This window comes from Micromonospora musae, from assembly GCF_003626635.1.
Classification (GTDB): domain Bacteria; phylum Actinomycetota; class Actinomycetes; order Mycobacteriales; family Micromonosporaceae; genus Micromonospora; species Micromonospora musae.
Window position 1 is genome coordinate 38,423 of record NZ_RAZT01000021.1, and the last position, 24,125, is coordinate 62,547.

At 74.3% G+C, this 24,125-nt stretch carries 20 protein-coding genes; 8 read left to right on the forward strand and 12 right to left on the reverse strand.

The window, feature by feature from the left end; translation table 11 throughout:
- Position 1: 1 nt before the first annotated feature.
- The 3 genes from D7044_RS29935 to ligD all read right to left on the reverse strand — a co-directional run bounded on the left by D7044_RS29935 (position 2) and on the right by ligD (position 7,019).
- Complete coding sequence (locus tag D7044_RS29935) at positions 2–2,692, reverse strand: FtsX-like permease family protein (protein ID WP_120690887.1); 2,691 nt, start codon at positions 2,690–2,692, stop codon at positions 2–4.
- Positions 2,689–5,889, reverse strand: a complete 3,201-nt coding sequence (locus tag D7044_RS29940; RefSeq protein WP_120690888.1) for an FtsX-like permease family protein — start codon at positions 5,887–5,889, stop codon at positions 2,689–2,691. The genes D7044_RS29935 and D7044_RS29940 overlap by 4 nt, the downstream gene beginning before the upstream one ends.
- A gap of 101 nt (positions 5,890–5,990) precedes the next feature.
- A complete protein-coding gene (ligD, locus tag D7044_RS29945) occupies positions 5,991–7,019 on the reverse strand; it encodes a non-homologous end-joining DNA ligase (RefSeq protein ID WP_120690889.1) in 1,029 nt (342 codons plus the stop codon).
- Between the two features lie 47 nt (positions 7,020–7,066).
- Here ligD and msrB point away from each other — a divergent pair, with 47 nt between their 5' ends.
- Positions 7,067–7,471, forward strand: a complete 405-nt coding sequence (gene msrB, locus D7044_RS29950) for a peptide-methionine (R)-S-oxide reductase MsrB (protein ID WP_120676884.1) — start codon at positions 7,067–7,069, stop codon at positions 7,469–7,471.
- Between the two features lie 61 nt (positions 7,472–7,532).
- Here the strand turns inward: msrB and D7044_RS29955 are convergent, their stop codons facing one another.
- From D7044_RS29955 to D7044_RS29965, 3 genes are all read right to left on the reverse strand, one after another.
- On the reverse strand, positions 7,533–8,114 hold the full coding sequence (locus D7044_RS29955) for a DUF305 domain-containing protein (protein WP_120690890.1): 582 nt from the start codon (positions 8,112–8,114) through the stop codon (positions 7,533–7,535).
- Positions 8,115–8,187: 73 nt separating this feature from the next.
- Entirely contained in the window at positions 8,188–8,922 is a 735-nt protein-coding gene (locus tag D7044_RS29960; protein ID WP_120676887.1) for a lytic polysaccharide monooxygenase, read from the reverse strand.
- Positions 8,923–9,022: 100 nt separating this feature from the next.
- Positions 9,023–9,298 (reverse strand): isoamylase early set domain-containing protein, encoded by a 276-nt coding sequence (locus D7044_RS29965; RefSeq protein WP_120690891.1) that lies wholly within the window; start codon positions 9,296–9,298, stop codon positions 9,023–9,025.
- Between the two features lie 158 nt (positions 9,299–9,456).
- On the opposite strand from D7044_RS29965, the gene D7044_RS29970 reads away from it, so the two are divergent.
- Positions 9,457–9,717, forward strand: coding sequence for a Prokaryotic metallothionein (locus D7044_RS29970; RefSeq protein ID WP_120690892.1), 261 nt, complete (start codon positions 9,457–9,459; stop codon positions 9,715–9,717).
- Positions 9,718–9,748: 31 nt separating this feature from the next.
- The gene (locus D7044_RS29975) at positions 9,749–10,201 is read left to right on the forward strand and encodes a GNAT family N-acetyltransferase (RefSeq protein ID WP_120676893.1); all 453 of its coding nucleotides are present in this window, start codon (positions 9,749–9,751) and stop codon (positions 10,199–10,201) included.
- Between the two features lie 213 nt (positions 10,202–10,414).
- Here D7044_RS29975 and hemQ read toward each other — a convergent pair whose 3' ends face one another.
- Genes hemQ through hemE form a run of 3 tightly spaced genes read right to left on the reverse strand, consistent with a single transcriptional unit; the run spans position 10,415 to position 13,634 of the window.
- Positions 10,415–11,116, reverse strand: coding sequence for a hydrogen peroxide-dependent heme synthase (gene hemQ / locus D7044_RS29980; protein WP_120676896.1), 702 nt, complete (start codon positions 11,114–11,116; stop codon positions 10,415–10,417).
- Entirely contained in the window at positions 11,113–12,522 is a 1,410-nt protein-coding gene (gene hemG, locus D7044_RS29985) for a protoporphyrinogen oxidase (protein ID WP_120690893.1), read from the reverse strand. Before hemG ends, hemQ begins: the two co-directional genes overlap by 4 nt.
- A 5-nt stretch (positions 12,523–12,527) precedes the next feature.
- Positions 12,528–13,634 (reverse strand): uroporphyrinogen decarboxylase, encoded by a 1,107-nt coding sequence (hemE, locus tag D7044_RS29990; protein ID WP_120690894.1) that lies wholly within the window; start codon positions 13,632–13,634, stop codon positions 12,528–12,530.
- Between the two features lie 207 nt (positions 13,635–13,841).
- Here hemE and D7044_RS29995 point away from each other — a divergent pair, with 207 nt between their 5' ends.
- Positions 13,842–14,414 carry a DUF3000 domain-containing protein gene (locus tag D7044_RS29995; protein WP_120676901.1) on the forward strand — a complete coding sequence of 191 codons (573 nt, stop codon included), beginning with the start codon at positions 13,842–13,844 and terminating at the stop codon, positions 14,412–14,414.
- A 15-nt stretch (positions 14,415–14,429) separates the two neighbouring features.
- Here D7044_RS29995 and D7044_RS30000 read toward each other — a convergent pair whose 3' ends face one another.
- Both D7044_RS30000 and D7044_RS30005 read right to left on the reverse strand, forming a co-directional pair.
- The gene (locus D7044_RS30000; RefSeq protein ID WP_199716822.1) at positions 14,430–15,434 is read right to left on the reverse strand and encodes a hypothetical protein; all 1,005 of its coding nucleotides are present in this window, start codon (positions 15,432–15,434) and stop codon (positions 14,430–14,432) included.
- A gap of 186 nt (positions 15,435–15,620) precedes the next feature.
- Positions 15,621–16,823, reverse strand: a complete 1,203-nt coding sequence (locus D7044_RS30005; protein ID WP_411711011.1) for a S1C family serine protease — start codon at positions 16,821–16,823, stop codon at positions 15,621–15,623.
- A gap of 381 nt (positions 16,824–17,204) precedes the next feature.
- Between D7044_RS30005 and D7044_RS30010 the strand changes: the two genes are divergently transcribed.
- From D7044_RS30010 to D7044_RS33340, 4 genes are all read left to right on the forward strand, one after another.
- Positions 17,205–18,545 carry a ribonuclease D gene (locus tag D7044_RS30010; protein ID WP_120690895.1) on the forward strand — a complete coding sequence of 447 codons (1,341 nt, stop codon included), beginning with the start codon at positions 17,205–17,207 and terminating at the stop codon, positions 18,543–18,545.
- Between the two features lie 232 nt (positions 18,546–18,777).
- Entirely contained in the window at positions 18,778–19,998 is a 1,221-nt protein-coding gene (locus D7044_RS30015; RefSeq protein WP_120690896.1) for a thiolase family protein, read from the forward strand.
- Positions 19,995–22,064: a 3-hydroxyacyl-CoA dehydrogenase NAD-binding domain-containing protein gene (locus D7044_RS30020; RefSeq protein ID WP_120690897.1), complete on the forward strand. Its 2,070-nt coding sequence runs from the start codon at positions 19,995–19,997 to the stop codon at positions 22,062–22,064. Before D7044_RS30015 ends, D7044_RS30020 begins: the two co-directional genes overlap by 4 nt.
- A gap of 183 nt (positions 22,065–22,247) precedes the next feature.
- Complete coding sequence (locus tag D7044_RS33340; RefSeq protein WP_158610042.1) at positions 22,248–23,552, forward strand: hypothetical protein; 1,305 nt, start codon at positions 22,248–22,250, stop codon at positions 23,550–23,552.
- Positions 23,553–23,707: 155 nt separating this feature from the next.
- On the opposite strand, the gene D7044_RS30035 is transcribed toward D7044_RS33340, so the two are convergent.
- Positions 23,708–24,124: a VOC family protein gene (locus D7044_RS30035; RefSeq protein ID WP_120690899.1), complete on the reverse strand. Its 417-nt coding sequence runs from the start codon at positions 24,122–24,124 to the stop codon at positions 23,708–23,710.
- Position 24,125: the final 1 nt, after the last annotated feature.

A 24,125-nucleotide genomic window follows, 5' to 3' on the forward strand; every position in this document is an offset into this window, starting at 1 on the left:
CTCAGCTCTCCTCTCCGAGCCGGAGCACCTCACCGAGGCGCAGCCGGCGGTTGTTCAAGGCCTCTATGGCGACCGCGAAGCCCAGGGCGAGCGCCCCGAGCGCGACGACCGCCGCCACCAGGCCGGGTTCGAACGCCACCTGGACCGGCACGCCGCTGGTGAAGGCGGAGAGGCCGAGCAGCGGCGTGAGCAGCAGCGGCAGCAGCGCGCCCACGAAGGCGCCGGTGAAGACCGCGACGCAGACCAGCGGGGCCAGCTCGAGCAGGAGCATCCCCCGCCACTGCCGGCGAGACAGGCCGAGCGTACGCAGCCGCGACAGCACCTGGCCGCGGGAGCGAGCCCCGGCCAGCACGGTGAACGCGATGGCGAGCAGACCGAGCAGGGTTCCGCCGGTCGCTCCGGAGACGAAGCCGAAGGCCAGCAGCCCGTTGGCCCCGCCCTCGCCCACCAGTCGGCGGGTCCCCGCCCAGGTCTGCACCTCGACGCCGAGCGGTCGCGCGCCGCCCGACACCACGCCACCGCTCTGGTAGCGCTGCTGTCCCTCGTCGCCGGTCCGACGCAGCGCCTCGCTCGCCACTGCGTCGCCGGCGACCACGAATCCGGTGGGCACCGTGTCCGTGGGCCGCTGCGGCAACGCCTGCAACGGCAGCACGACGAACCGTTCGGCTCCCGGCGTCACCAGCGGGAAGCTCTCCACCGTGCCGGCGACGCGGAACTCGTACCGCTGGCCCTGGACGGGGATGAACGCGGACCCGTTCAGGCCGGCCCGGGCGAGGTCGGCCGCGACCGCCGGAGAGACCAGCGCGGGCAGCGGACCCGCGCTCGCCCCGGTGTTCAACACCGGCGGTACGGAGACGTGGCGTCCGGCTTCCCGGCCGACCCGGGCCAGCGCCGGGCCGTCGACCGCCAGGACATCCACCTGGCCGATGCCGGCGTCGAGGCCGGCGGCGCTGCGCGCCGGTCGGCCCGAATCGTCGATCAGCGCCGCCACCGCCCGCACGCCGGGCAGGCCACTCAGTGCCGCCGCCGTGTCGGGGGCCAGCCGATCCCCGGTGACCAGGGCGTCGCCGGGAACCCGCTCGGCCGCCGCCCGGTCCCGGCTGGACTCGATCCCGGAGGAGACGACCGCGCAGAATCCGGCGGTGGCGATCGCCAGCACCACCACGACCAGCGGGGTGGCCACCATGGAGCGGCCGGCGCGGGCGGTGCCGAGGAAGGCGACGCTGCCCCGGGCCCGCGCCGCGAGCCGGCCGACCAGCCGAAGCGGCCACGGGTAGAGGCGCAGCACCAGCACCGCCACCGCCATCGCGAGCAGGACCGGCACCGCCACCAGCAGTGGATCCACCTCGCCGAGGGTCAGGCCACGTCGGCGCAGCAGCACCACGGCGAGCCCGGCCAGCACCAGCAGAGAACCCTCCACGGTGAGCCGCCGCGCGGACGGACGCAGCCGGACCAGGTCGCGGCGGTCGGCACCGCCCGAGGTGCCGAGCGCGGCGACGGGCAGGGTCAGGGCGACCAGCACGGTCGCCAGCACCGCGTACGGGCCGGTGGGGTCGGGGGCGCCGGGGACGAGCGTCCCCAGCAGCCAGCCGACGGCCGCGGCCGGGGCGGTCACCAGCAGCGATTCGGCGAGGGTGCGGCGGGCCACCGTGGTCGACCCGCCACCGCGCGCCCGCACCAGGGCGAACTCGGCCCGGCGCCGGCGCGCCGCCAGTCCGGCCGCGAGGATCACCAGACCGGCCAGGGTGGCGAGCACCCCGGCGGCGATCACCGCGAGCAGCGTACGGGCCGAGGCGAGTCCGTCGCGGAACTCCCGCAGCGGCACGTCCACCCCCTGCACGACCTTCATCCCGGCCGGCAGCGTTCGCTCCAGGCGTTGCAGCTCGTCGATGGTGGCGTCCAGCCGTTTGGCGTCGACGGCGTCGGGGCTCACCCGGTACCGCCAGCTGTATGCGAGCGGCCAACCGTCGGCCGCTCGGTGGTCCAACGCGCCGATGGTGGTCAGGCCGACGGCGATGAACGGCTCACCGTCGCCCAGTGGCTCGGCCGCCCGCTGCAGCTGCGGCAGGCTGTCCCAGACCCCGCCGGCTCTGTCGTTCGGGGTGAAGATCCCCACCACGACCACCGAGGCGGTGGGGAGGCCGCTGCCCGGCAGGGCGAGCCGCAGCTCACTGCCGACCCGCAGGTCCAGCTTTCGAGCCGTCTCCTCGCTGAGCGCGATCTGCGTCGGCGCGTCGCGTGGCACGTCCTCCGCCGGCCAGCTCCCGTCGACCAGCGTGGCCGCGTCCGGCACCGTGGGCATGGCCCGCAGGCCGAGGTCGACCAGGAGGTTGTTCCGCTTCAGGTCCGGCCCGGTCAACCGGCCGCTCGGCGTGTCGGCGACGTACCAGCGCTCCGCCACCGTCTCCCGGACCTCGACCGGCATGGACTCCTGGAGGACGTCCAGCCGGCTCTGCCCGGCGCGCGCGCTGGACGGGATCGAGCCCGTCGCGGACTGCCCGATGGTGTACGTGATGTCGCGCTGCGCCGGCAGCTGCTGGGCCATGTGCTCCCGCAGCCCCTGCTCGGTGAGCCGGTTGGCGACCCGGGGCACGCCGCTGACCAGCAGCGTGATGACCAGGGTCAGGACGCCGAGGAGCAGGAACTGCCCCCCGTACGCCCGGACCCGGCGGACGACCGCGCCGATGCTCACCGTTCTCCCCCGAACCGAAGCTGCGCCGCGGACACCCGCTGCCGGATGCCGACGGCGATGAAGGTGCTGGCGGCGAGCGCCGCCAACAACAGGCCGACCGCGGTCAGCCCGATCGGCGCCCACGGCAGCGTGAAGACCGCCTCGGGCACCGGCCGGCCGGCGGCCGGCGTGAGGATGACCAGGGGCGCCATGGTGGCGCCGACGGCCGCGCCGAGCAGCAGCCCCACTCCGACGCCGATACCGGCGAGGAAGGTCTGTTCGGCGAGCAGCGCCCGGGCCAGTAGCCGGGGGGTCGCGCCGAGCGTGTTCAGCACCGTGAACTCGGGCAGCCGGCGCCGGGCGGTGGCCCAGACGTCGACCAGGAGACCGACCAGTGCGAGCAGCACCGAGCCGAGCGCGGCGGCGACCAGTCCGACGTGGGCGCCCCGCCAGTACGGGTCCTTCTCCGCCGCCGCCGCCACCTCTCGACGGTCGAGGACGGTGACTCCGGCGAGCCCGGCGGCCGCCTGAGCCGTGGCGGTCTCCTCGCCGGTGGCGGAGCCGACCCACCACTCCGATGTCGGCCGGATGGCCCCGCCGTCGCGGATCAGCCAGTCGACCGCCGCCGGAAGATCCAGCAGCACGCCGTCACCGGCCGCACCGGGGATCGCGTCCGCCTCGCCGACGAGCTTCACCGGCAGCGTGGTGCCGGAGAGCGCCAGGTCCACCGTGTCGCCGATGTTCAAACTCAGCTCTTCCCGGACCCGCGGGGTCATGACGGCCGCCACCGGCTTCTGCTCGCAGTCGGGTACGACGACGAACCGCGACGTGGTCTGGAAGGCGAACTGTCCACCCGGGACGATGATCGCCGACCGGTCGGCGGCGACGCTGCCGCCTGTCGCGTCGGCCCGTTGCGGCAGGTCGCTCTCCGGGACGCGGAGCACCCAGCTGTTGTCGAGGGCGAGCGGCCGCGCTGCCCCGTCCGCTCCGGCCAGCCGCAGGTCGGTGATCCGCAACCGGTAGAGGGTTCCGGCCGTCTCGCCACCGTCGGCCTCGAAGCCGGCCAGCCGCAGCGGTGCGTCGCCGACGGCCGGCAGTTCGACGGTGAACCGGACGGCGCGGCCGTCGCTGCCGGCGGTCGCCGCCGGCAGCCGCCAGGCGTGTCCGTTCGCGCTGGTCACCAGCAGCGACACGGTGACCTGGACGGGACGCTCCGCGCGTTCGACGGGGGTGCGGACGACGCCGCTGATCTTCCTGGTGCCGGCGGGCAGGTCCAGCCCGGCCGCGGTGCCGCGCGTCTCGACCATCCGTTGGTACAGCTGCGACACCGGTTCGTCCGTCAACTGGTCGTTGAAGCGCACCGTTTCGGCAGCGTTGGCCGCGTCGAGACTGAGCACGGTGACCGGGAGGTTGGCCCGACCGATGCGCACCTCGTCCCGCCAGGCCGGCAGGGCCTGCTCGACGCCGGGCAGCGCGGCGAGTTGACCGGCCCGGTCGACCGGGGCGGCGCCGCTGCGCTCGGTCAGTCGCAGGTCGGCGCCGACCGTGTGGTCGGCCTGGTCGACCTGGGAGCGCTCGCCGGTGGCGACCAACGACCAGGCGAGCGTGCTGCCGCCGACGGCGAGGGCGAGCAGCAGCACCGGACCGGCGTGCGGACGCCGGCCGGCCTGCCACATGCCGAACATGGTGGCGGTCCACGGCCGCCGGTCGACGAACCGTTCGGCGAAGCGGGTGGCCGGGGGCAGCAGTCGCAGCGCCACGACCGCCCCGGCGAGCACGCCCAGCGTCGGCGCGGCGACCAGCAGCGGGTCGATACCGAGCTGGCCGCCGCTGCCGGCCAGCGGCGAGGCGTACTGGTGCAGCTGCACCCAGGCGAGCACGGCGAGGCCGACCAGCACCAGGTCGAGGCTGGCGCGCTGGACCGCGACGCCGCGCCGCGGCCGTGAGCGGGCGGCCATGTCGGCCACGTACGTACCGGCGCCGCGCAGCGTGGGGGCGACCATCGCCACCAGGCAGCCCGCGGCGGTCGCCGCCGCGGCCGCCCAGAGCAGGGCGCTGGCGCCGGCGGCGGGTCCGGTCGTGCCCTCGGGGCGCAGGTGACGCAGCGCCTCCCCGGCGGCCAGCGGGCCAAGCAGCGCGGCCGGGGCGACCACCAGGGTGGCTTCCCGGGCGGCGAGCCCGGCGAGTTGCCGGCGTGCGGCGCCTCGGGCGCGCAGCAGCGCGTTCTGCGCGCGGCGGTCCTCGTGCAGCAGCGCGGCGACGAGCACCAACGCGTACCCACCGAGCACCATGATCAGCAGCAACGGGGTGGTGAGCGCGGATCGGCCGACCAGGTCGGCTCGAGCCATCCGGTCCAGTAGTTGGTCGACCCGGGTCACGATCTGCGCGGACGCGCCGAGGTCGGCGGCGGCCGGCAGGTCAGCCGCCGCGTCGACGGCGGCCTGCCGGACCGCGTCCACCCGGGAAGGCTCCACGGTCGTGAGGTCCGGCTCGACCATCCAGGAGGCGGAGACGGAGCCCGGGAAGGTGGCGACGAAGTCCGCGGGGTCGAGCACGAACGGTCCGTACGACGTGCCCGAGGTGGCCGCCGCGTCGCCGCTGCCCGTACCGACGCCGGGCGCGAGCCGCCAGTACGGGTCTGCGGGGTCGTGGGGCCGCCAGGTGCCGGCGAGCACCACCGGCTCGCTCCGATCCGTGCGGCGGTCCCGCAGCGGCACCTGCTCACCCGGTTCGAGTCCGAGCGCCGCGGCCACCTTCTCCGGCAGCGTCACCTGCGCGGGCCGCGCGCCCGCCACCGGCCACGCGCCGGCGGTCAGGTCGGCGCGCCCGGCCAGGTTCTCCATGGTCACCAGGTTGGCGAAGACCGCCTCGCCGCCGGGGCGCGCCGCCGGGCCGAGGTCACCGGTCAGTTCCCTGCCGGTGCCGTAGCGGGCGGCGACGACGGTGGCTCGGGCACCTCCGAGACCGCGGGCGAACTCGTTCCGGACGGCCCGGTCGCGGGTCGCGAACTCGTCGGCGTCCGCGCCGGCCGACCCGCTCACCAGCAGGCTCCGCTCCTCGGCCGAGGCGGCCGCCACCAGCGCCCGCTGGCCGGCGTCCACCGCCCGGCGGTTGTACTCGGAGAGGCCGGTCACCAGCGCCACCGCGACCAGCGCGGCGATCACGGCGGCCGCCAGCAGGCCTCGCGCCTCGCGGGCCCGCCTCCACACCAACTTCATCCGATGCCCTCCCCTGGCCCAGCGGGCCGAATCGACCAGGGAGAGCGGTCACGGCACGGAAAAGGTTCCGCCCGTTACATGATCGTTACCCTCGGCATCCGCTAACGGGGCCGGTCGCGGTCCCGCGAGGGCTGCACCCGCTTCGGCTCGCCCGGCATCTTCGGATGGTCCGGCGGGTAGGGGAGGTCACCCTGACCGGCCGCCGCGTCGCGGTCGGCCCAGTCGAGCAGCGGGGAGATGTCCCACGGGGCGTCGTCGATGCCGGCGTGCGGATCGCCGTGCTCGGCGAGCCGGGGCGGGACGGTCGCCAGGTCGAAGTCGTCCGGCTCGACGTCGGGCAGTTCTTCCCAGGTGACCGGCGTGGAGACGGTGGCGCGGGCGTTGGCCCGCAGCGAGTACGCGCAGGCGATGGTGCGGTCGCGGGCCATCTGGTTGTAGTCGACGAAGACCCGGCTGCCGCGCTCCTCCTTCCACCAGGAGGTGGTGACCAGTTCGGGGCGGCGCCGCTCCAGCTCCCGGGCCAGCGCGATGGTGGCCCGGCGCACCTCGACGAACGTCCAGCGGGGCTGGATGCGCAGGTAGACGTGCACGCCCCGGCCGCCGGAGGTCTTCGGCCAGCCGGGCACGCCCAGCTCGTCGAGGAGGGCGCGCAGCTCACCGGCGGCCTGAGCCGCGTGGGTGAAGTCGGTGCCCGGCTGCGGGTCGAGGTCGACGCGCAGCTCGTCGGGGTGGTCGACGGCGGCGGAGCGCACCGGCCACGGATGGAACACCACGGTGCCCATCTGCGCGGCCCACGCCACGTGAGCCAGGTCGGCGGGGCAGAGCTCGGCGGCCGTTCGCCCACTCGGGAAGGTGATCTCGGCGGTCTCCACCCACGGCGGCACGCCCCGGGTCGGTATCCGCTTCTGGAAGAACATCTCCCCCTCGACGCCCTCGGGGAAGCGCTGCAGCGTCGTGGGCCGGTCGCGCAGGGCCCGCAGGATGCCGTCGCCCACCGAGAGGTAGTAACGGAAGACGTCGGCCTTGGTGAAGCCCCGCTGCGGAAAGATCACGCGGTCCGGGCTGGTGAGCCGTACGGTGTGCCCGGCCACCTCGATCTCGGTGACCGCTGCCTTCGTGGTGCCACCCATCAGGCGACCATATGCGAAGCCTCCGACATCCGGCGTACGGTTGCCGGGTGAGTCTGGAAGACACCGAACTGCCCCGCACCGAGGACGAGTGGCGGGTCCGGCTGACCCCGGAGGAGTTCCGGGTGCTGCGCGAGGCCGGCACCGAGCGCGCCTTCACCGGCGAGTACGTCGACACGAAGACCCAGGGGGTCTACCACTGCCGCGCCTGCGGGCTGGAACTCTTTTCCAGCGACACGAAGTTCGACTCGCACTGCGGGTGGCCCAGCTTCGACGACGCCATCCCCGGTCGGGTGAAGGAGATCGAGGACCGCAGCCTCGGCATGTCCCGTACGGAGATCCGCTGTGCGCGCTGCGACAGCCACCTGGGTCACGTGTTCCGGGGTGAGGGCTTCACCGCGAACGACACCCGGCACTGCGTCAACTCGCTCTCCATCCGCCTCGAACCCCGCTGACCGAGCCTCGCTGAGGCGACCCCGCTGACGGAGCCCGGCGGCCGGCCCCGGCTCGCCGGGCTCAGTCGACGGCGGCCGGCGTACCCGTGATGAGCGGCACCTGCGCGGTACGCGACTGCTCGATCCGCCGGGCGAGGTCGCGCACCCGCTCGTCGGTGCCGGCGGCCAGCTGGGCACGGGCCAGGTCGGCCGCCGCCTGCTGATGCTCGGCGAGCACCTCGCGCAGCACGGCGTCGACCTCGGCGCCGGTGGCCTCCCGCAACCGCGCCAGGTCGGTGGCGGAGACTCCGTGCCCCGAGTGGTCGTGCCGGCGCGGGTCCGGTCCGGGGCCGGCGGCGGCCAGCCAGGCGCGCATGGTGGCCAGTTCGTCGGTCTCGGTCGCACCGATCGCGGCGACCAGCGTCCGCAGCTCCTGGTCGGCGATCCGGTCCCGGGTCGACCGGACGATGTCCAGGGTCTGCTCGGTGTGCGCGGCCATCATGTTCAGGAAGATCAGATCGATGCCGCTCGGCGACGGCAGGGCGGCGTCCGCGCTCGGCGCGGTGGCCACCGGCGGTACGGGGGTCCCCGTCGGGGTCGGGCCGGCCGCGCAGCCGGCCAGCAGCACGGCGGCGAGCGGGACCACCACGCGCAGCCGGGTCATGTCGATCTCCCGCCCCCGGCCGGCGGGGACGGGGGCGCGGCCCGGTGCTGGGACACCGGCCGCGCCCGTAGGGTCAGATCCGGCTCCACAGCGCGGGCACGTTCGGCGGTTCCCAGCCGGCGATGGCGGTGTGCGCCTGCCGGCAGCGGTAGGTCGCGCCGCCGTAGGTGACCTGGTCGTTGGCCTGGTAGGCGCGGCCCGCCGTCCAGGTGCCACCCGAGGCGGGCGGCGGAGTGGGCGGGGTCGGCGTCGGAGTCGGGGTCGGCGTCGGCGTGGGCGTGGGTCCGGGGCCGCCACCGCCGCCGATCTGGAGATCCACACAGGAGTAGAACGCGTTGGCGGTGTCGGCGATGTTCCAGATGGCGAGGAGCTTCTGCCGGCCGGAGAAGCCGTTCAGGTTGACGGTGTGCGAGACCGTCGCCCCGGGCTGCTGGCCGTTGCCGTTGACGACGGCCACCCGGGTGTTCCCGATGTAGTACTCCCAGTTGCTGGTGGCGTGCCGGGCCGTGTTGATCCAGGTGAACGTCACCGTGTTGCCGACCGAGGTGGCCGGCCAGCCCCGGCTGTCGTCGTTGAGGACGGCGAAGTGGGCGATGTTGGCGTGGCAGTTGCGCAGCCCCTTCGGCCCCTCGACGCTCTGCGGCTCGTACTTGATCTGCCCGCAGTCGGGGACCCGGTTCTGCGCGCAGAGCGCCTGCCGGCTCGGTGGCGAGGAGATGTAGCCGTGGGCCTGGGCGGGGGCCGCGACGGCGAGCGAGGAGAGGACGGCGCCCGCCGCCACGACCGGGAGGGTGATCCTTCGACGCATGTGGCACCTCCGCGGGGTGGTGAAGATGCCACCAACATAAATTAAACTTTGTTAACCGTAAAGACCTTCATCGATAAATGGGGGTACGTTTTCCGAGGTCTCAGATCACCAACGTGCAGCCCTGCCCGTCCACCCGGTCGGCACTGTCGTCGTCGAGCCACACCCCGCCGGTGGCCAGGTAGCGGAACCGGTACTCCCCCGGGCGCAGCCGCACGGTCACCGTCCGGGTGCCGTCCCGACGCGGGACCAGTTCGTGTCGGCCGGGCTCCCAGCCGTTGAAGGAGCCGACCACGCTCACCACGCCGGGCGGCGCGTCCCGGGGCAGGCAGAAGGTGACCCGGGTCTGGTTGCCGAAGAGCCTGCTGCGCTTGATCACGAGGGTGCCTCCAGGGGCTCAGGGCGGTCTACCAGGCACAACGGGCGACACGCCGGAGCCGACACGCCGCCGGAGCCGGCGCGGATGCGGCATTCCTCCTGCTCCTGCCGCGACGCTGCCGCACCCTGTAGGCAAATGTCACAATTCGGGGGGTTCTGATGGCGACCTGCGAGGTCTGCGGCAACGACTACTGGATGGCGTTCGAGGTGCGGACGGTCAGCGGCGACACCCACACCTTCGACAGCTTCGAGTGCGCGATCCACCGGCTGGCGCCGATCTGCGAGCACTGCCAGATCAAGATCGTGGGGCACGGGGTCGAGGTCAACGGCCGCTTCTTCTGCAGCGGGCACTGCGCCCGGGCGGTCGAGGGCGCACAGGGCGCCGAGATCCGCGACGCGGTCGGGGTACGCCCCTCCTGAGCTCCGCAGGATCGCGGCCTACCATCGCGGGATGCCGCAGCAGACGATCGAGGTGCACACCGCCACCTTCGCCGACCTGGACACCCGTACCTTCCACGACCTGCTGAAGCTGCGGATCGACGTGTTCGTGGTCGAGCAGGAGTGTCCCTATCCGGAGCTGGACGGCCGGGACCTCGAACCGGACACCCGGCACCTCTGGCTCACCGACGGCACGGCGCCGCTCGCGTACCTGCGGATCCTCGCCGACCCGGGCGGCGTGGCCCGGATCGGCCGGGTGCTGGTGGCCCCGTACGCCCGCGGCGGCGGTCACGCCGGCCGGTTGATGACCGAGGCGCTGGCCCTCGTCGGCGACCGGCCCTGCGTGCTGGAGGCGCAGTCGTACCTGGTCGACTTCTACGCTCGGCACGGCTTCACCGTCAGCGGCCCCGAGTACGTCGAGGACGGCATCCCGCACACCCCGATGCGCCGCGATCCCGTCCGCTGACCAGCGGCCAGCCGGGCGGCGCGGGCCCGCCGCGGTGTCCACGGCACCACAGCGCCTCGGGACCTTCGGAGCTGATGTCGTGCCCAACTCGGGCACGATGTCGTGGACGACTCAGCTCCAAAGGCTGCCCGAGGCAGTGCTACGCCGGTCGGGCCGGCACGGCGCCGCGACCCACCCGGCACCGCTCTCCGGCGAACGGCGCGACCGGTCTGCTCAGACCAGGCAGTTGACGATCTCGGCGACCGACCGGCGGCGCCCGGTGTAGAAGGGCACCTCCTCGCGCACGTGCCGCCGGGCGGTGGAGGCCCGCAGGTCGCGCATCAGGTCCACGATCCGGTGCAGCTCGTCGGCCTCGAAGGCGAGCATCCACTCGTAGTCGCCGAGGGCGAACGAGGCGACCGTGTTGGCCCGCACGTCCGGGTAGCCGCGGGCCAACCGGCCGTGCTCGGCGAGCATCTCCCGCCGCTCGGCGTCCGGCAGCAGGTACCACTCGTACGAGCGCACGAACGGGTAGACGCAGAGGTAGGCGCGGGCCTCCTCGCCGGCCAGGAACGCCGGGATGTGGCTCTTGTTGAACTCCGCCGGCCGGTGCAGGGCCATCTGCGACCAGACCGGCGTCATCGACCGGCCGAGGGTGGTACGGCGGAAGCGCAGATAGGCGTCCTGCAGCGCGTCGCTGGAGGAGGAGTGCCACCAGATCATCAGATCCGCGTCGGCGCGCAGCCCGGAGACGTCGTACGTGCCGCGGATCGTCACGTCCTTACCGGCCAGCTCCTCGAAGAGCGCCTCGATCTCGGCTGTGACGTTGTCCCGCAGGGACGGCAGGGGGCTGCTGGCCCGGAACACCGACCACATCGTGTAGCGGATGGTGTCGTTCAGCTCCCGCAGCCGAGCCGCGTTGGTCTGCTCGGTCATGTCCCCGATCCTCCCAGTGCAGTGATGATCTCGTCGGCCGCCGTCTCGCCCGAGCGGACGCAGACCGGGATGCCGACCCCGTCATAGCCGGCCCCCGCCAGGGCCAGCGTGGGATGGCCGGCGCGCAGCGCGGTCCGCACCGCCGCCACCCGATCGGTGTGCCCCGGGGCGTACTGCGGCAGCGCCCCGCCCCAGCGCTGCACGTGCCCGTCGATCGCGGCGGGCAGCGGCGTGCCGAGCACCGCGGAGAGCTCCCGGTGCACGGTCGCGGCCAGGTCCTCGTCCGAGCGCTGGAGCTGCGTCTCCTCGCCGTAGCGGCCCACCGAGGCGCGCACCAGCGCCAGCCCGTCCGGGCGGCGCAGGTGCCCCCACTTGGTGGTGAAGAAGGTGGACGCCTTGATCAGCAGTCCCTCGGTGCCGGGCACCAGCAGACCGGAGAGTTCCGGCAGCTGCGGCCGCGGCAGGGCCAGGGTGACCAGCGCGACGCTGGCGTAGTCCAGTCGACCGACGACGTCGGCCAGCTCCGGCGCCGGCCCGGCGAGCAGCCGCGCGGCCGGACGCGCCGGCACGGCGAGCACCACGGCGTCGACCTCGACGTGTTCCGGGTCGCGGGTCGGGCCGACGGTCAGCCGCCATCCGGTCGGCGTCGGCGAGAGTTCGCGGATGGTCGCGTCCCGGCGGATCGTCGCGCCGCTCTCCCGGGCCGCCGCCTCGATCAGGGTGCCGAGCCCGCCGGCCAGCGTGCCGAAGACCGGCACGCCCGGAGCGCGGGGCGCGGCCGCCTGCGCGGCGCGTACCGCACCGGCCAGGGTGTGCTCGACCCGGGCCGTCCGGGCCAGCGCGGGCATCGTGGTGACCAGCGACAGGTCGTCGGCCCGGCCGGCGTAGACCCCGCCGAGCATCGGGTCCACCAGCCGGTCGACCACCTCGTCGCCGTAGCGCCGGCGGACCAGCGCGCCGACGGCGACGTCCTCCCCGGGGCCGAGCAGCGGACGGCCCTCGTCGCGGTCCGCCGCCGCGGTCGGCCGCGCCACCGTCGTCACCGCGCCCAGATCCCCCGGTACGCCGACCAGGGTGCCGCCCGGGACCGGGCGCAGCCGGCCGTCGACGACGAGCGCGGCCTGCCCGACGCTCGGGTGGACGATCCGGTCGGCCAGCCCGAGCCGGCGGACCAGGGCCACCGCGGCGGACTCCCCGCCCGCCGGGTCCCGCATCAGGAACGACTCGGCGCCGAACTCGACCTGCTGGCCGGCCAGCTCGCCGGTACGCAGCTTGCCGCCGAGCGTGCCGGACTGCTCGTAGACCGTGATCTCGGTGCCCTCGGGTGCGCGGTCGCGCAGCCGCACGGCGGCGGAGAGCCCGGCGATCCCGCCACCGATCACCGCCACCCGCGCCGGACGCCGCATGTCGCTCAGCTCCGCTCGGCCGGGCCGGAAGTCAGCTCGTGCACCAGCGCGACCACCCGCGTCAGCACCTCCGGGTCGGTCTCCGGCGGCACCCCGTGACCGAGGTTGAAAACGTGCCCCGGGGCGGCCCGGCCCTGCTCCAACACCCGGCGCACCTCGGCCTCGATCACCGGCCACGGAGCAAAGAGCACCGCCGGATCGAGGTTGCCCTGCACGGCGCGCTCCGGCCCGATCCGGACGGTCGCCACATCCAGCGGCGTACGCCAGTCGACGCCCACGACGTCGGCGCCGGCCTCACCCATCGCGTGGAGCAGCTCGCCGGTGCCCACCCCGAAGTGGATCCGCGGCACTCCCGCGTCGGCGAGCCCGGTGAGCACGGCCTTCGAGTGCGGCAGCACGTAGCGGCGGTAGTCCGCCTCGGAGAGCGCGCCCGCCCAGGAGTCGAAGAGCTGCAGCGCGGAGACGCCGGCCGCCACCTGGACCCGCAGGAACGCCAGCGTGATCTCGGCCAGCCGGTCGCAGAGCGCGTGCCACAGCTGCGGGTCGCCGTACATCAGCGCCTTGGTCTTCGCGTGCGTACGCGACGGCCCGCCCTCGACCAGGTAGCTGGCGAGGGTGAACGGCGCGCCCGCGAAGCCGATCAACGGGGTGTCGCCCAGCTCGGCGACGAGCATCCGGACCGCCTCGTCCACGTACGGGACGTCGTCGCGGCTGATCGGGCGGATCCGCTCCACGTCCGCGACGGCGCGTACCGGCTCGGCCACCACCGGCCCGGTCCCCGGCACGATGTCGAGGTCGACCCCGGCCGCGGCGAGGGGCACCACGATGTCGCTGTACAGGATCGCCGCGTCGACGCCGTGCCGGCGTACCGGCTGGAGAGTGATCTCGGTGACCAGCTCGGGGCGGCGGCAGGACTCCAGCATCCCCACGTTCGCGCGGATCTCCCGGTACTCCGGCAGCGAGCGGCCGGCCTGGCGCATGAACCAGACGGGGGTGTGCGGCCCCGCCTGCCGGCGGCACGCCCGGACGAAGGGCGAGTCGCCCGGTCCGGCAGGGGCGGGATCTCCGTCTCGGGCGGCAGTGCCCGTGCTCTCCGTGCTCATCGCGGCCATCGTGCCACGCGCCACGACGCCACCGTCGGGCCCGCCCCCACTTTGTGACCCGCCCCGCCCACCGGCGAACCAGCGGCCGGCGTCAACGCCTCCGGTACCGCCCGGGTCCCGGACGACGACTTGGCCGCCCGGCTTCCGGCGCCGTGCGCGGCCTCGTGTCGGCGTGCCGTCGCGGCGGGCGGAGGCGTGGCGGCATAGGCTGCCGACATGGCCCCCCCGATCGCGCTCCCGGAGACCTTCGCCCGCGCGGTCGCCGGGCTGCGGTCCACGGCCCCCCGCCCGGAGATCGTGCTGGAGGAGGTCGGCGCGCCGCAGCGGCTCGCGCCGTACGCCTTCGCCCTCTCCGCCGGTGTGCTGCGCGGCGGGGACGAGGTGGCCACCGGCCGCCTGATCCTGCTGCACGATCCGGCCGGGCACGAGGCGTGGCAGGGCACTCTGCGCCTGGTCACGTACGTGACCGCCGAGCTGGAGGTCGACCTGGCCGCCGATCCGCTGTTGCCGGGGGTGGGCTGGACGTGGCTCACCGACGCGCTCGACGCCCAGGACGCCGGTCACCGCGCGATCGGCGGGACGATCACCCAGACCATGTCGACCCGCTTCGGCGAGCTGGCCGGGCCGCCCGCCGTCGGCGACATCGAGATCCGCGCCTCGTGGACGCCGATCGACGACGAGCTCGCCCCGCACCTGCTGGCCTGGTGCGCGCTGCTGGCCTCGACGGCGGGGCTGCCGCCGCCCGGGGTGACCGCGCTGCCGGAGCGTCGCCCCGCCGGCGCGGCCTGACCCCCACGGGCAGCGTCAGAGGTAGTTCTCGGCCTCGTCGCAGACCTTGTCGAGGCCGCTCGTGGCCTTCTCGTAGGCGCTCTTGTCGTTGGCCGCCGACGCGGCGAGCGCGGTGGTCAGCTTGTCCAGGCAGCTGGCGATGACCTTCTTCTGCCGGGCCTGCTCGTCCCGGTCGTTGCGGGTTCCGGTGAGGTCCTGCTCGGTGTCGGCGAGCTTGTCCTGCACACCCTGCAGATCGGTCTTCAGCTTCTGGATCTCCTGTGCGTTCGCGGCGATGGTGCCGTCACGCTCGCTGACCTGGGCAGAGAGACGCCGTTCGGTCTTGTCCAGCTCGCTGTTCTTGGTGACGTAGAGGCCGGTCATCACCCCGCCGAGGACGAAGAACAGGCCGGCCACCATGGCCAGGATCAGCACCGCGCGCCCCTTGCCGGCACCCGCGGCGGGCGGCCCGTACGGGGGCACGAAGCCGGGCGGCGCGGACATCGGGGCGCCGTAGTAGGGACCGGAGACCGGCGGCACCGACATCGGCTGGTCGGCAGCCGGACCGGAGACCGGCGGCGCGGAGACCTGACCCGCGTACGGCGGCACGCCGGCCGGCGACGGGTAGCCGGCAGCCGGACCGGAGACCGGCGGCGCGGAGACCTGACCCGCGTACGGCGGCACGCCGGCCGGCGACGGGTAGCCGGCAGCCGGACCGGAGACCGGCGGCGCGGAGACCTGACCCGCGTACGGCGGCACGCCGGCCGGCGACGGGTAGCCGGCCGGGGCCGGTGGCGCGGAGAAGGGCTGCGCCGGGAAGGGCTGGGTCGGTGCCCCGGGCTGAGCGTTCGGCATGGGCTGGGCGGGCGGCATGGGCTGGGCGGGCGGCATGGGCTGGGTCGGCTGCCCGGGACCGTACGGCGTCGGCTGCTGCGGGAACTGGGTGGTGGTGCCGTCGTACGGCGGCTGACCGGGCACGGCCGGGGGCTGCGCCGGGTCCGGCGGGGGGTAGCCCTGCGGCCCGGTCGGTGGTTGGGTCATCTCTTCCTCCAGGTGAACCGGTCCGGTGCGGCGGATGCCACCGAACCTCCAGTGGTACGACGGCCGGTCGACGCGACCCGGCCGGTTGTCAGGGTCGGGCGGCCGAGGTGTCCGCAGCGGGACACTGCTCGGCCCGACCTCGGGCGTGGGTGTGGGTGTGGGTGTACGCGGAGGGGTCTGCCGCGGTCAGCAGATCTTGAAGCCGTCGCAGGCGATCTCGATCGGCACCGCGAGCCCGATCCCCTCGGCGTCCCGAGCCTTGGCGGTGGCGATCCCGACGACCTGCTTGCTGCCGTTGACGACCGGGCCACCCGAGTTGCCGGGGTTGATCGGCGCGTCGAACTGGATGACCGGCCCCGAGCCGTCCCGGGCGTCGCGGAACGCGCTCACCACACCGGTGGTGACGCTGTCCTCGAGCCCGAGCGGGGCGCCGACCACGACGATCTGCTGGCCGGACTTCACCGCCTCCGACGCGGCGGTCAGGCCGGTGAACCGCCCGGTGGTGCGCAGGTGCGCGACGTCGTTGGTCTTGTCGACCTTCACGATGGTGGCCGGGAACCGCTGGTCGGTGCGCTCCAGGAAGACCTCCCGGTCGCCGGCCTCCCAGACCGCCTCGACCACGTGGAAGTTGGTGAACAGGTTCGTCCCGCCACCGGCGGCCGGCTCGCCGATGGCGAACGCCGTACCGGTGAACTGCCCGGCACGGACCCGGAAGACGCTGGGCAGCACGGCGCCGGCCACCGCCTCCGGATTGAAGGTGGCCCCGGCCTGCTTCTCCAGCGCCTCCGCCCGCTGCTCCAGACCGTCGAGGCGGGCGCGGTCGTCGCCCTGAGCCTCGGCCAGCTGCCGCTCGGTGCCCGCGAGCCGGCCGGTGAGCCGGTCGATCTGGTACGCCTGGAAGCCGGCCAGCCCGGCCAGTGCCAGGACGACCAGCGCCGCGACCACGCTCGGCCAGCGCCGACGGCGCGGCCCGGTCGGGGGCGGCACCGGCTGGCCCGGGTACGCCCCGACGCCGCCCGCCCACGTCGGCCCGGCGGGCGGCAGCGACCCGTTCGGCGCGTACGGGCCGGCGGCCCCGGAGGCGGGCGCTCCGGCCGGGCCGTAGTGCGTCGCTCCGACGGGATCCGCGGCGGCCGGCACGGCGGACGCCGGGGCACCGGGCTGCGCCGGAACGGGTCCGGCCGAGTGGAACGGACCGGCAGCCTGCGCCGGTCCGCCCGGCGGGAACGCAGCACCGGGCTGAGCCTGCGCGGGCCCGCCGGGCTGGAACGGCACGCCGGGCCGCGCCGGAACGGGTCCGGCGGGCGGGAACGGACCGGCGGGCTGCACGCCGGGCTGAGCCTGCGCCGGTGCGCCCGGCGGGAACGGCACGCCGGGCTGAGTCGGCACGGGTCCGCCGGGGTGCGGCGGCGCGGACGCAGCGGACCAGACGGGCGCGGCGGCGTGTGTCGGCTCGATTCTCGGCGGCAACGGTCCGGGGCGATTCGTGGTCGGGTTCCCGGTCACCTCGTCGGGGCCGTGCCCCGCCGCCGGATCGTGGCCGCCTGGACCGTAGCCCTCCGTCATGATCGCCATGCCTCCCCGTTGACCCTGGTGCCGCCACCCGCGCCGTACTCCATCGACCCGCCCGGCGGCTCGATGGACCGTACCGGCGCGGTCGGGGTTTGTCTCCCCCGTTGTCCGTACTCGGACCGCCCTCCGGGCCATCCGACGGACGCACACGCCGACCGGCTGCACCCGCAGGTTCACGGCGCGCACTAGGGTTGTCAGGTGACCGACGAACCACCCCTGCGCCGTCGGGCCGCCGAGAGCCGTTCGGGCGACGCATCGCACGACCCGTCCTCAGCTCAGCCGGAGCCGGCGGACGCGGGGAACGAACCGACCGGCGACGGGCCCGAGCTGCTGACCTCTCCCCGTGAGGGCACCCCGCAACCGGTGGCCACCGCGGACGAGCTCGCCGAGGTCGTTGCCCGTTTCGCTGCGGGCAGCGGCCCGGTCGCCCTGGACGCCGAGCGCGCCTCGGGCTATCGCTACAGCCAGCGGGCGTACCTCGTCCAGCTGCGCCGCGCCGGCGCCGGCACCGCGCTGATCGATCCCCTGCCCCTCTCCGATCTGACCCCGCTCGACGAGGTGATCGGCGAGGCGGAGTGGGTGCTCCACGCGGCCAGCCAGGACCTGCCCTGCCTCGCCGAGGTGGGGTTGCGCCCGCGCCGGTTGTTCGACACGGAGCTGGCCGGTCGGCTGGCGGGATTCGAACGGGTCGGCCTGGCCGCGCTGACCGAGCAGCTGCTGGGGTTCAGCCTGGAGAAGCATCACTCGGCCGCCGACTGGTCGAACCGGCCGCTGCCCGACTCCTGGCTGACCTACGCGGCGCTCGACGTGGAGCTGCTCGTCGACCTGCGGGACGCGCTCGACGCGGAGCTGGCCCGGCAGGGCAAGTCGGAGTGGGCGGCCGAGGAGTTCGCGGCGCTGGTCCGCACCGGCGCCCGGCCGCCGCGGGTCCGCGCCGAGCCGTGGCGGCGTACCTCCGGCATCCACCGGGTGCGTGGGGCGCGGGCGCAGGCCCGGGTCCGTTCGATGTGGTACGCGAGGGACCAGATCGCCGCACGTCGGGACGCCGCGCCGGGGCGGGTACTGCCCGACTCGGCGATCATCGCGGCTGCCGAGCTGGATCCGAAGGACGAGCGGACCCTGCTCACCCTCCCCGGCTTCGGTGGCCGCTCGGTGCGCCGGCTGGCCCGGACCTGGCTGGCCGCGCTGGACGACGCGCGGAACCTGCCCGACGACGCGCTTCCGGTCGCCCCGGTGGTCGAGGGGCCGCCGCCACCGCACCGGTGGGCGGAGCGGGATCCGGTGGCCGCGGCTCGGCTGGTCCGGTGCCGGGAGGTGGTGCTGCGGATCTCCGGGGCTCACCAGCTGCCGGCCGAGAACCTGATCGCCCCGGATTCGATTCGCCGGCTGGCCTGGGTGCCGCCCGAGGAGATCACCGAGACGACGGTGGCCGAGACGCTGCGCGGCTTCGGCGCGCGCGAGTGGCAGATCGGCCTGCTCGCCGCCGACCTGACCGACGCCCTCACCGGCCCCGACGCCACCCTCACCGCGACCGAGTAGGAACACCGACGCGTCGATCATGAGGTTGACGGGGAAGTTCGCGCCGACCTCCCCCGTCAACCTCATGATCGACTGGAGGCGCTCGGGTGTGGGGTGCGCCACACGGGGGGCGGTGTCGGGCTTGGTTACTGACAAGTAGCATCCGAGGAACACGCCCGTGCCGGCGACCCTCGTTTCGGTCCGTGCCGCCGCTGGGCGGCGAGGCCGAATCACGGTCGAAAAGGAGGCTCCAGTGCCCCGTGAAGTTCGGGATGTCGTCTTCGTCGACGGCGTCCGCACCCCGTTCGGCAAGGCGGGTGGCATGTACGCCAACACCCGCGCCGACGATCTCGTGATCCGCTGCATCCGAGAACTCCTGCGCCGCAACCCGCAGCTGCCTCCGGAGCGGGTCGAGGAGGTCGCGATCGCCGCCACCACCCAGATCGGCGACCAGGGCCTCACCATCGGCCGGACCGCCGCCCTGCTCGCCGGTCTGCCCAAGACGGTCCCCGGCCTCGCCATCGACCGGATGTGCGCCGGCGCGATGACCGCGGTGACCACTGTGGCCGGCGGCATCGCGATGGGCGCGTACGACGTGGCCATCGCCGGCGGCGTCGAGCACATGGGACGCCACCCGATGGGCGAGGGCGTCGACCCGAACCCCCGGATCCTCGCGGAGAAGCTGGTCGACCCGTCCGCGCTGGTCATGGGCGCCACCGCGGAGAACCTGCACGACCGGCTGCCGCACATCGGCAAGGAGCGCGTCGACGCCTTCGCGCTCGCCTCGCAGCAGAAGACCGCCAAGGCGTACGCCAACGGCAAGCTCCAGGACGACCTGGTGACCGTCGCGGTGCGCGACCCGGAGACCGGCTGGGGCCTGGCCACCGTCGACGAGGCTCCCCGGGAGACGTCGATGGAGAAGCTCGCCACGCTCAAGACCCCGTTCCGCCCGCACGGCAAGGTGACCGCCGGCAACGCGGCCGGTCTGAACGACGGGGCGACCGCAAGCCTGATCGCCGCCGAGGAGACGGCCCGTGAGCTGGGTCTGCCGATCGCCATGCGGCTCGTGTCGTACGGCTTCGTCGGGGTGGAGCCCGAGGTGATGGGGTACGGCCCGATCCCGTCGACCGAGAAGGCGCTGCGCATCGCGGGCCTGACCATCGACGACATCGGCCTCTTCGAGCTGAACGAGGCCTTCGCCGTACAGGTGCTCGCGTTCCTCGACCACTACGGCATCGCCGACGACGACCCCCGGGTCAACCAGTGGGGCGGCGCCATCGCCGTCGGCCACCCGCTCGCCTCCTCGGGTATCCGCCTGATGACCCAGCTCGCCCGGCAGTTCGCCGAGCACCCCGAGGTCCGCTACGGCCTCACCGCGATGTGCGTCGGCATCGGCATGGGCGGCACGGTGATCTGGGAGAACCCGCACTGGACGGAGTCCGGCAAGCCGGCTCAGGGGGAGGGCAACAAGTGAGCGCGCTCGCCGCACCGAACGAGGTCGTCACCCGGGCGCTGCTGCGGGAGGTGGCCGTACCGGGGCTGGACCGCCCGGCTGCCCTGATCACCCTCGACAACGGCTTCGACCACACCAAGCCGAACACGTTCGGCCCGGGCGGGCTGACCAGCCTGGACGAGGCGATCACCGCGGCGCTCGCCGCCGACCCGGCGTTTCTCGCGGTCACCGGCAAGCCGTACGTCTTCAGCGTCGGCGCGGACCTCACCGGCCTGCCGCTGCTCGCCGACCGGGAGCAGGCCCTGGAGATCGGCCGGCTCGGCCACCGGGTCTTCGCCCGGCTCAAGGAGAGCAGCGTGCCCACGTTCGCGTTCGTCAACGGCGCGGCGATGGGCGGCGGCCTGGAGCTGGCGCTGCACTGCCACTACCGGACGCTCTCCGGCGGCGCGGCGGCGCTCGCCCTGCCCGAGGTCTCGCTCGGCCTGGTACCCGGCTGGGGCGGCACCCAGCTGCTGCCGAACCTGATCGGTATTCCGGCGGCGACCCAGGTGATCATCCAGAACCCGCTGATGCAGAACCGGATGCTGAAGCCGAAGCAGGCCGCGGAGATGGGCATCGCGGACGTCCTGCTGGAGCCGGCCGACTTCCTGGAGCGCTCGCTGGAGTGGGCCGCCGGGGTGGTTAACGGGCAGGTCAGCGTCGTCCGGCCCGAGGTGGACCGGGACATGTGGGCCGGGGTGCTCTACTTCGCCCGGCAGACCCTCGACCAGCGGCTGCACAACGCGGTTCCCGCCGCGTACAAGGCGCTGGACCTGCTCGACACGGCGAAGGACGCCGACTTCGCCACCGGCACCGCCGCCGAGGACGAGGCGCTGGCCGACCTCATCTTCTCCGAGGAGCTGCGCAGCGGCCTGTACGCGTTCGACCTGGTGCAGCGGCGGGCCAAGCGCCCGGCCGGCGCGCCGGACAAGAGCCTGGCCCGTCCGGTCACGAAGGTCGGCATCGTCGGCGCCGGCCTGATGGCGAGCCAGCTCGCGCTGCTCTTCGCCCGCCGGCTGCAGGTGCCGGTGGTGATGACCGACCTCGACCAGGCCCGGGTCGACAAGGGCGTCGGCTACGTCCACACCCAGATCGAGCAGCAGGTCACCAAGGGCCGGATGGACAAGGGCACCGCCGCCAAGCTGTACGGCCTGGTCAGCGGCTCGGTCGACAAGAGCGTCTTCGCCGACGCGGACTTCGTGATCGAGGCGGTCTTCGAGGACCTGGCCGTCAAGAAGCAGGTCTGGGCCGAGCTCGAGAAGATCGTCAAGCCGGAGGCGGTGCTGGCGACGAACACCTCGTCGCTCTCGGTCACCGCGATGGCCGAGGAGCTGGAGCACCCGGAGCGGGTGGTCGGTTTCCACTTCTTCAATCCGGTCGCGGTGCTGCCGCTGCTGGAGATCGTCCGTGGCGGGCGCACCGACGACGCCACGCTGGCCACCGCGTTCGCGGTCGGCAAGCAGCTGAGGAAGTCGTCGGTGCTGGTGAAGGACGCCCCGGCGTTCGTCGTCAATCGCCTGCTCACCCGCTTCCTCGGCACCGTCTTCGCCGCCGTGGACGCCGGCACCCCGCTGGACGTAGCGAACAGCGCGCTGGACCCGCTCGGCCTGCCGATGCGCCCCCTCGCCCTGCTCCAGCTGGTCGGCCCGGCGGTCGCGTACCACGTGGGCGGAACGCTGCACGCCGCGTTCCCGGAGCGGTTCGGGGTCAGCGAGAACCTGAGGCGGATCGCCGACTCCGGCCAGCCGATCGTCGTCGACGACGAGGTGAACCCGGAGGTGGCGAAGCTGCTGGTGGTCGGCGACGCGCCGCTGACCGAGGAGCAGGTACGCCAGAACGCGCTGGACGCGCTGGCCCAGGAGATCCGGCAGATGCTCGACGAGGGCGTGGTGGCCGAGGCGCAGGACATCGACCTGTGCATGATCCTCGGTGCCGGCTGGCCGTTCCACCTGGGCGGCGTCACGCCGTACCTCGACCGGACCGGAACGTCCGAGCGGGTCACCGGCCGGCGCTTCCTGCCGCGTGGAGCAGCCGGCCTGCCCGCCTGATCCCGCCGCTCCCCCCGCAGAGCGCGGTGGCCGTGACCGTCCGATCCGGACGCCGGCCACCGCGCTCTGTCGTATCGAGTGAGGGAACCATTGCGGCAGGTGACGGTCGGCCGTCCGGGGCAGCGACGGCGCGCGGGCGGTGGTTAACATCACCCGTCCGGCTCACTCACCTGGAGCTGCCCGATGTCGTATCCGCCGGCCGATCCGTACCCGCCACCGCCGGGGCGCGATCCCTACCCGCCGCCGGGTCCGCGTTCCGCTCGGCGGCAGGGTGGCCGCCCCGGCGATCAGCCGGGTCACCCGAGTGGCCGCCCAGCTCAGCAGGCCGGCGGTCAGCCGGGACGGGGCGGCTACCCGGGCGGCCCGCAGCGCGGCGGTCATCCGGAGACACCGCAGCGCGGCTACCCGCCGTCGCGGCCCGGCGAACAGTTCGCGGCACCGGGCGGCGGCTACCCGGAGAGTTACGCCGGCCCGCCGGCGGACGGTTACCGGCGGCAGCCGCAGCGGGCCCCCTACCCGGGCACTCCGCCGCCGGGCGACCGCCCGCCCCCGCGGCACGGCGACCACTCCGGACCGCCGGGCGGATACCCGGGCCGTCGCCCGGGCCCCCACACCGCCGACCACCCACCATCGGCCGGCTACCCAGAGCAGAGCGGCCACCCCCAGCAAAGCGGCCACCCCCAGCAGAGCGGCCACCCCCAGCAGAGCGGCCACCCCCAGCAGAGCGGCCACCCCCAGCAGAGCGGCCACCCCCAGCAGAGCGGCCACCCCCAGCAGAGCGGCTACCCGCAGCGGGGTGGTTACGCCGAGACGCAGGCGGGCCCGCACCCGTCGCAGCGCAGCGAACCCGTCGCGCCCCGGACCGGTCCCCCGCCCGGGGATCCGGAGCCCGCCGCGCCCGGGCCGAAGAAGTCCCGCCCCCGCAAGGGCCTCACCGTCGCCGCCGCGGTGCTGGTGTTCTGCCTCGGCGGCGGGGCCGCCACCTGGTTCGTCGTCAAGGACGACGCGGGCGGGAACGTCGAGGCGACCCGCACCCGGGTGATCGCGCCGGAGACGCTCGCCGGCCGACCCCGGATCGCCGACAAGGAGCTGCAGAGCGTCGCCGACCAGCTGGTCGCCGACATGAACAAACGGGCGCCGGACCAGATCACGGGCACCGTCGGTGCCTTCTACGGCGACCCCGCGAAGCGGGAGCTGGCGATGATCGCGAGCGCGTCCGGGCTGATACCCGACCCGAAGCGGACGCTCGATGACGCGATCGCCGAGATCTCCCCGGAGCTCACCGTCACCGAGACGGCGCCGGTGGATCCCGGCCCCCTCGGCGGTGCGGCCCGCTGCGGCGACGGCAAGGTCGACACCACACCGCTGGGCGTCTGTTTCTGGGCCGACCGGGGCAGCGTCGGTGCGGTCGTGATCTATTTCAAGTCCGCCGAGCAGATCACGGCCGAGTTCGTCACGATGCGCGGCGAGATCGAGCAGCGCTCCTGACCCGCCGACCGGCTGGCCCCGACCACCGTGGTGGCCGGGGCCAGCCGGATCAGGGCAGGCCAGCCGGACCGGCCGGGCCCGCCGGATCAGGCCGGGCCCGCCGGATCAGGCCGGGACGAAGCCCGTGGTGCCCCGCGCCGACGACCGGGAGGGCGTCACGCCGGAATGGGCCCGGGCTCAGCCCCCGCAGCCGCCGAGGCGACGCGTTCGGCGGCGCTGCGCACCACGCAGAACTCGTTCTCCTCCGGGTCGGCGAGCAGCACCCAGCCGGAGCCGTCGGGCCGCCGGTGGTCGGCGACCTGGGTCGCGCCGAGGCCGAGCAGCCGCTCGACCTCCTCGTCCCGGGTCCGGTCGGCCGGCTCCAGGTCGAGGTGGAGGCGGTTCTTCACCACCTTGCCCTCGGGTACGGCCAGGAAGAGCACCTCCGGGCCGCCGGGCGGCAGCAGCATGGCCTCCGGGTCGCCCGGGAAGTCGTCGGGCTGGCGGGGGCAGTCGAAGACCTGGGCCCAGAACCCGGCCAGGGCGTAGGTGTCGCGGCAGTCGATGCTGATGTTGTGGATCCGTGCGCTCACG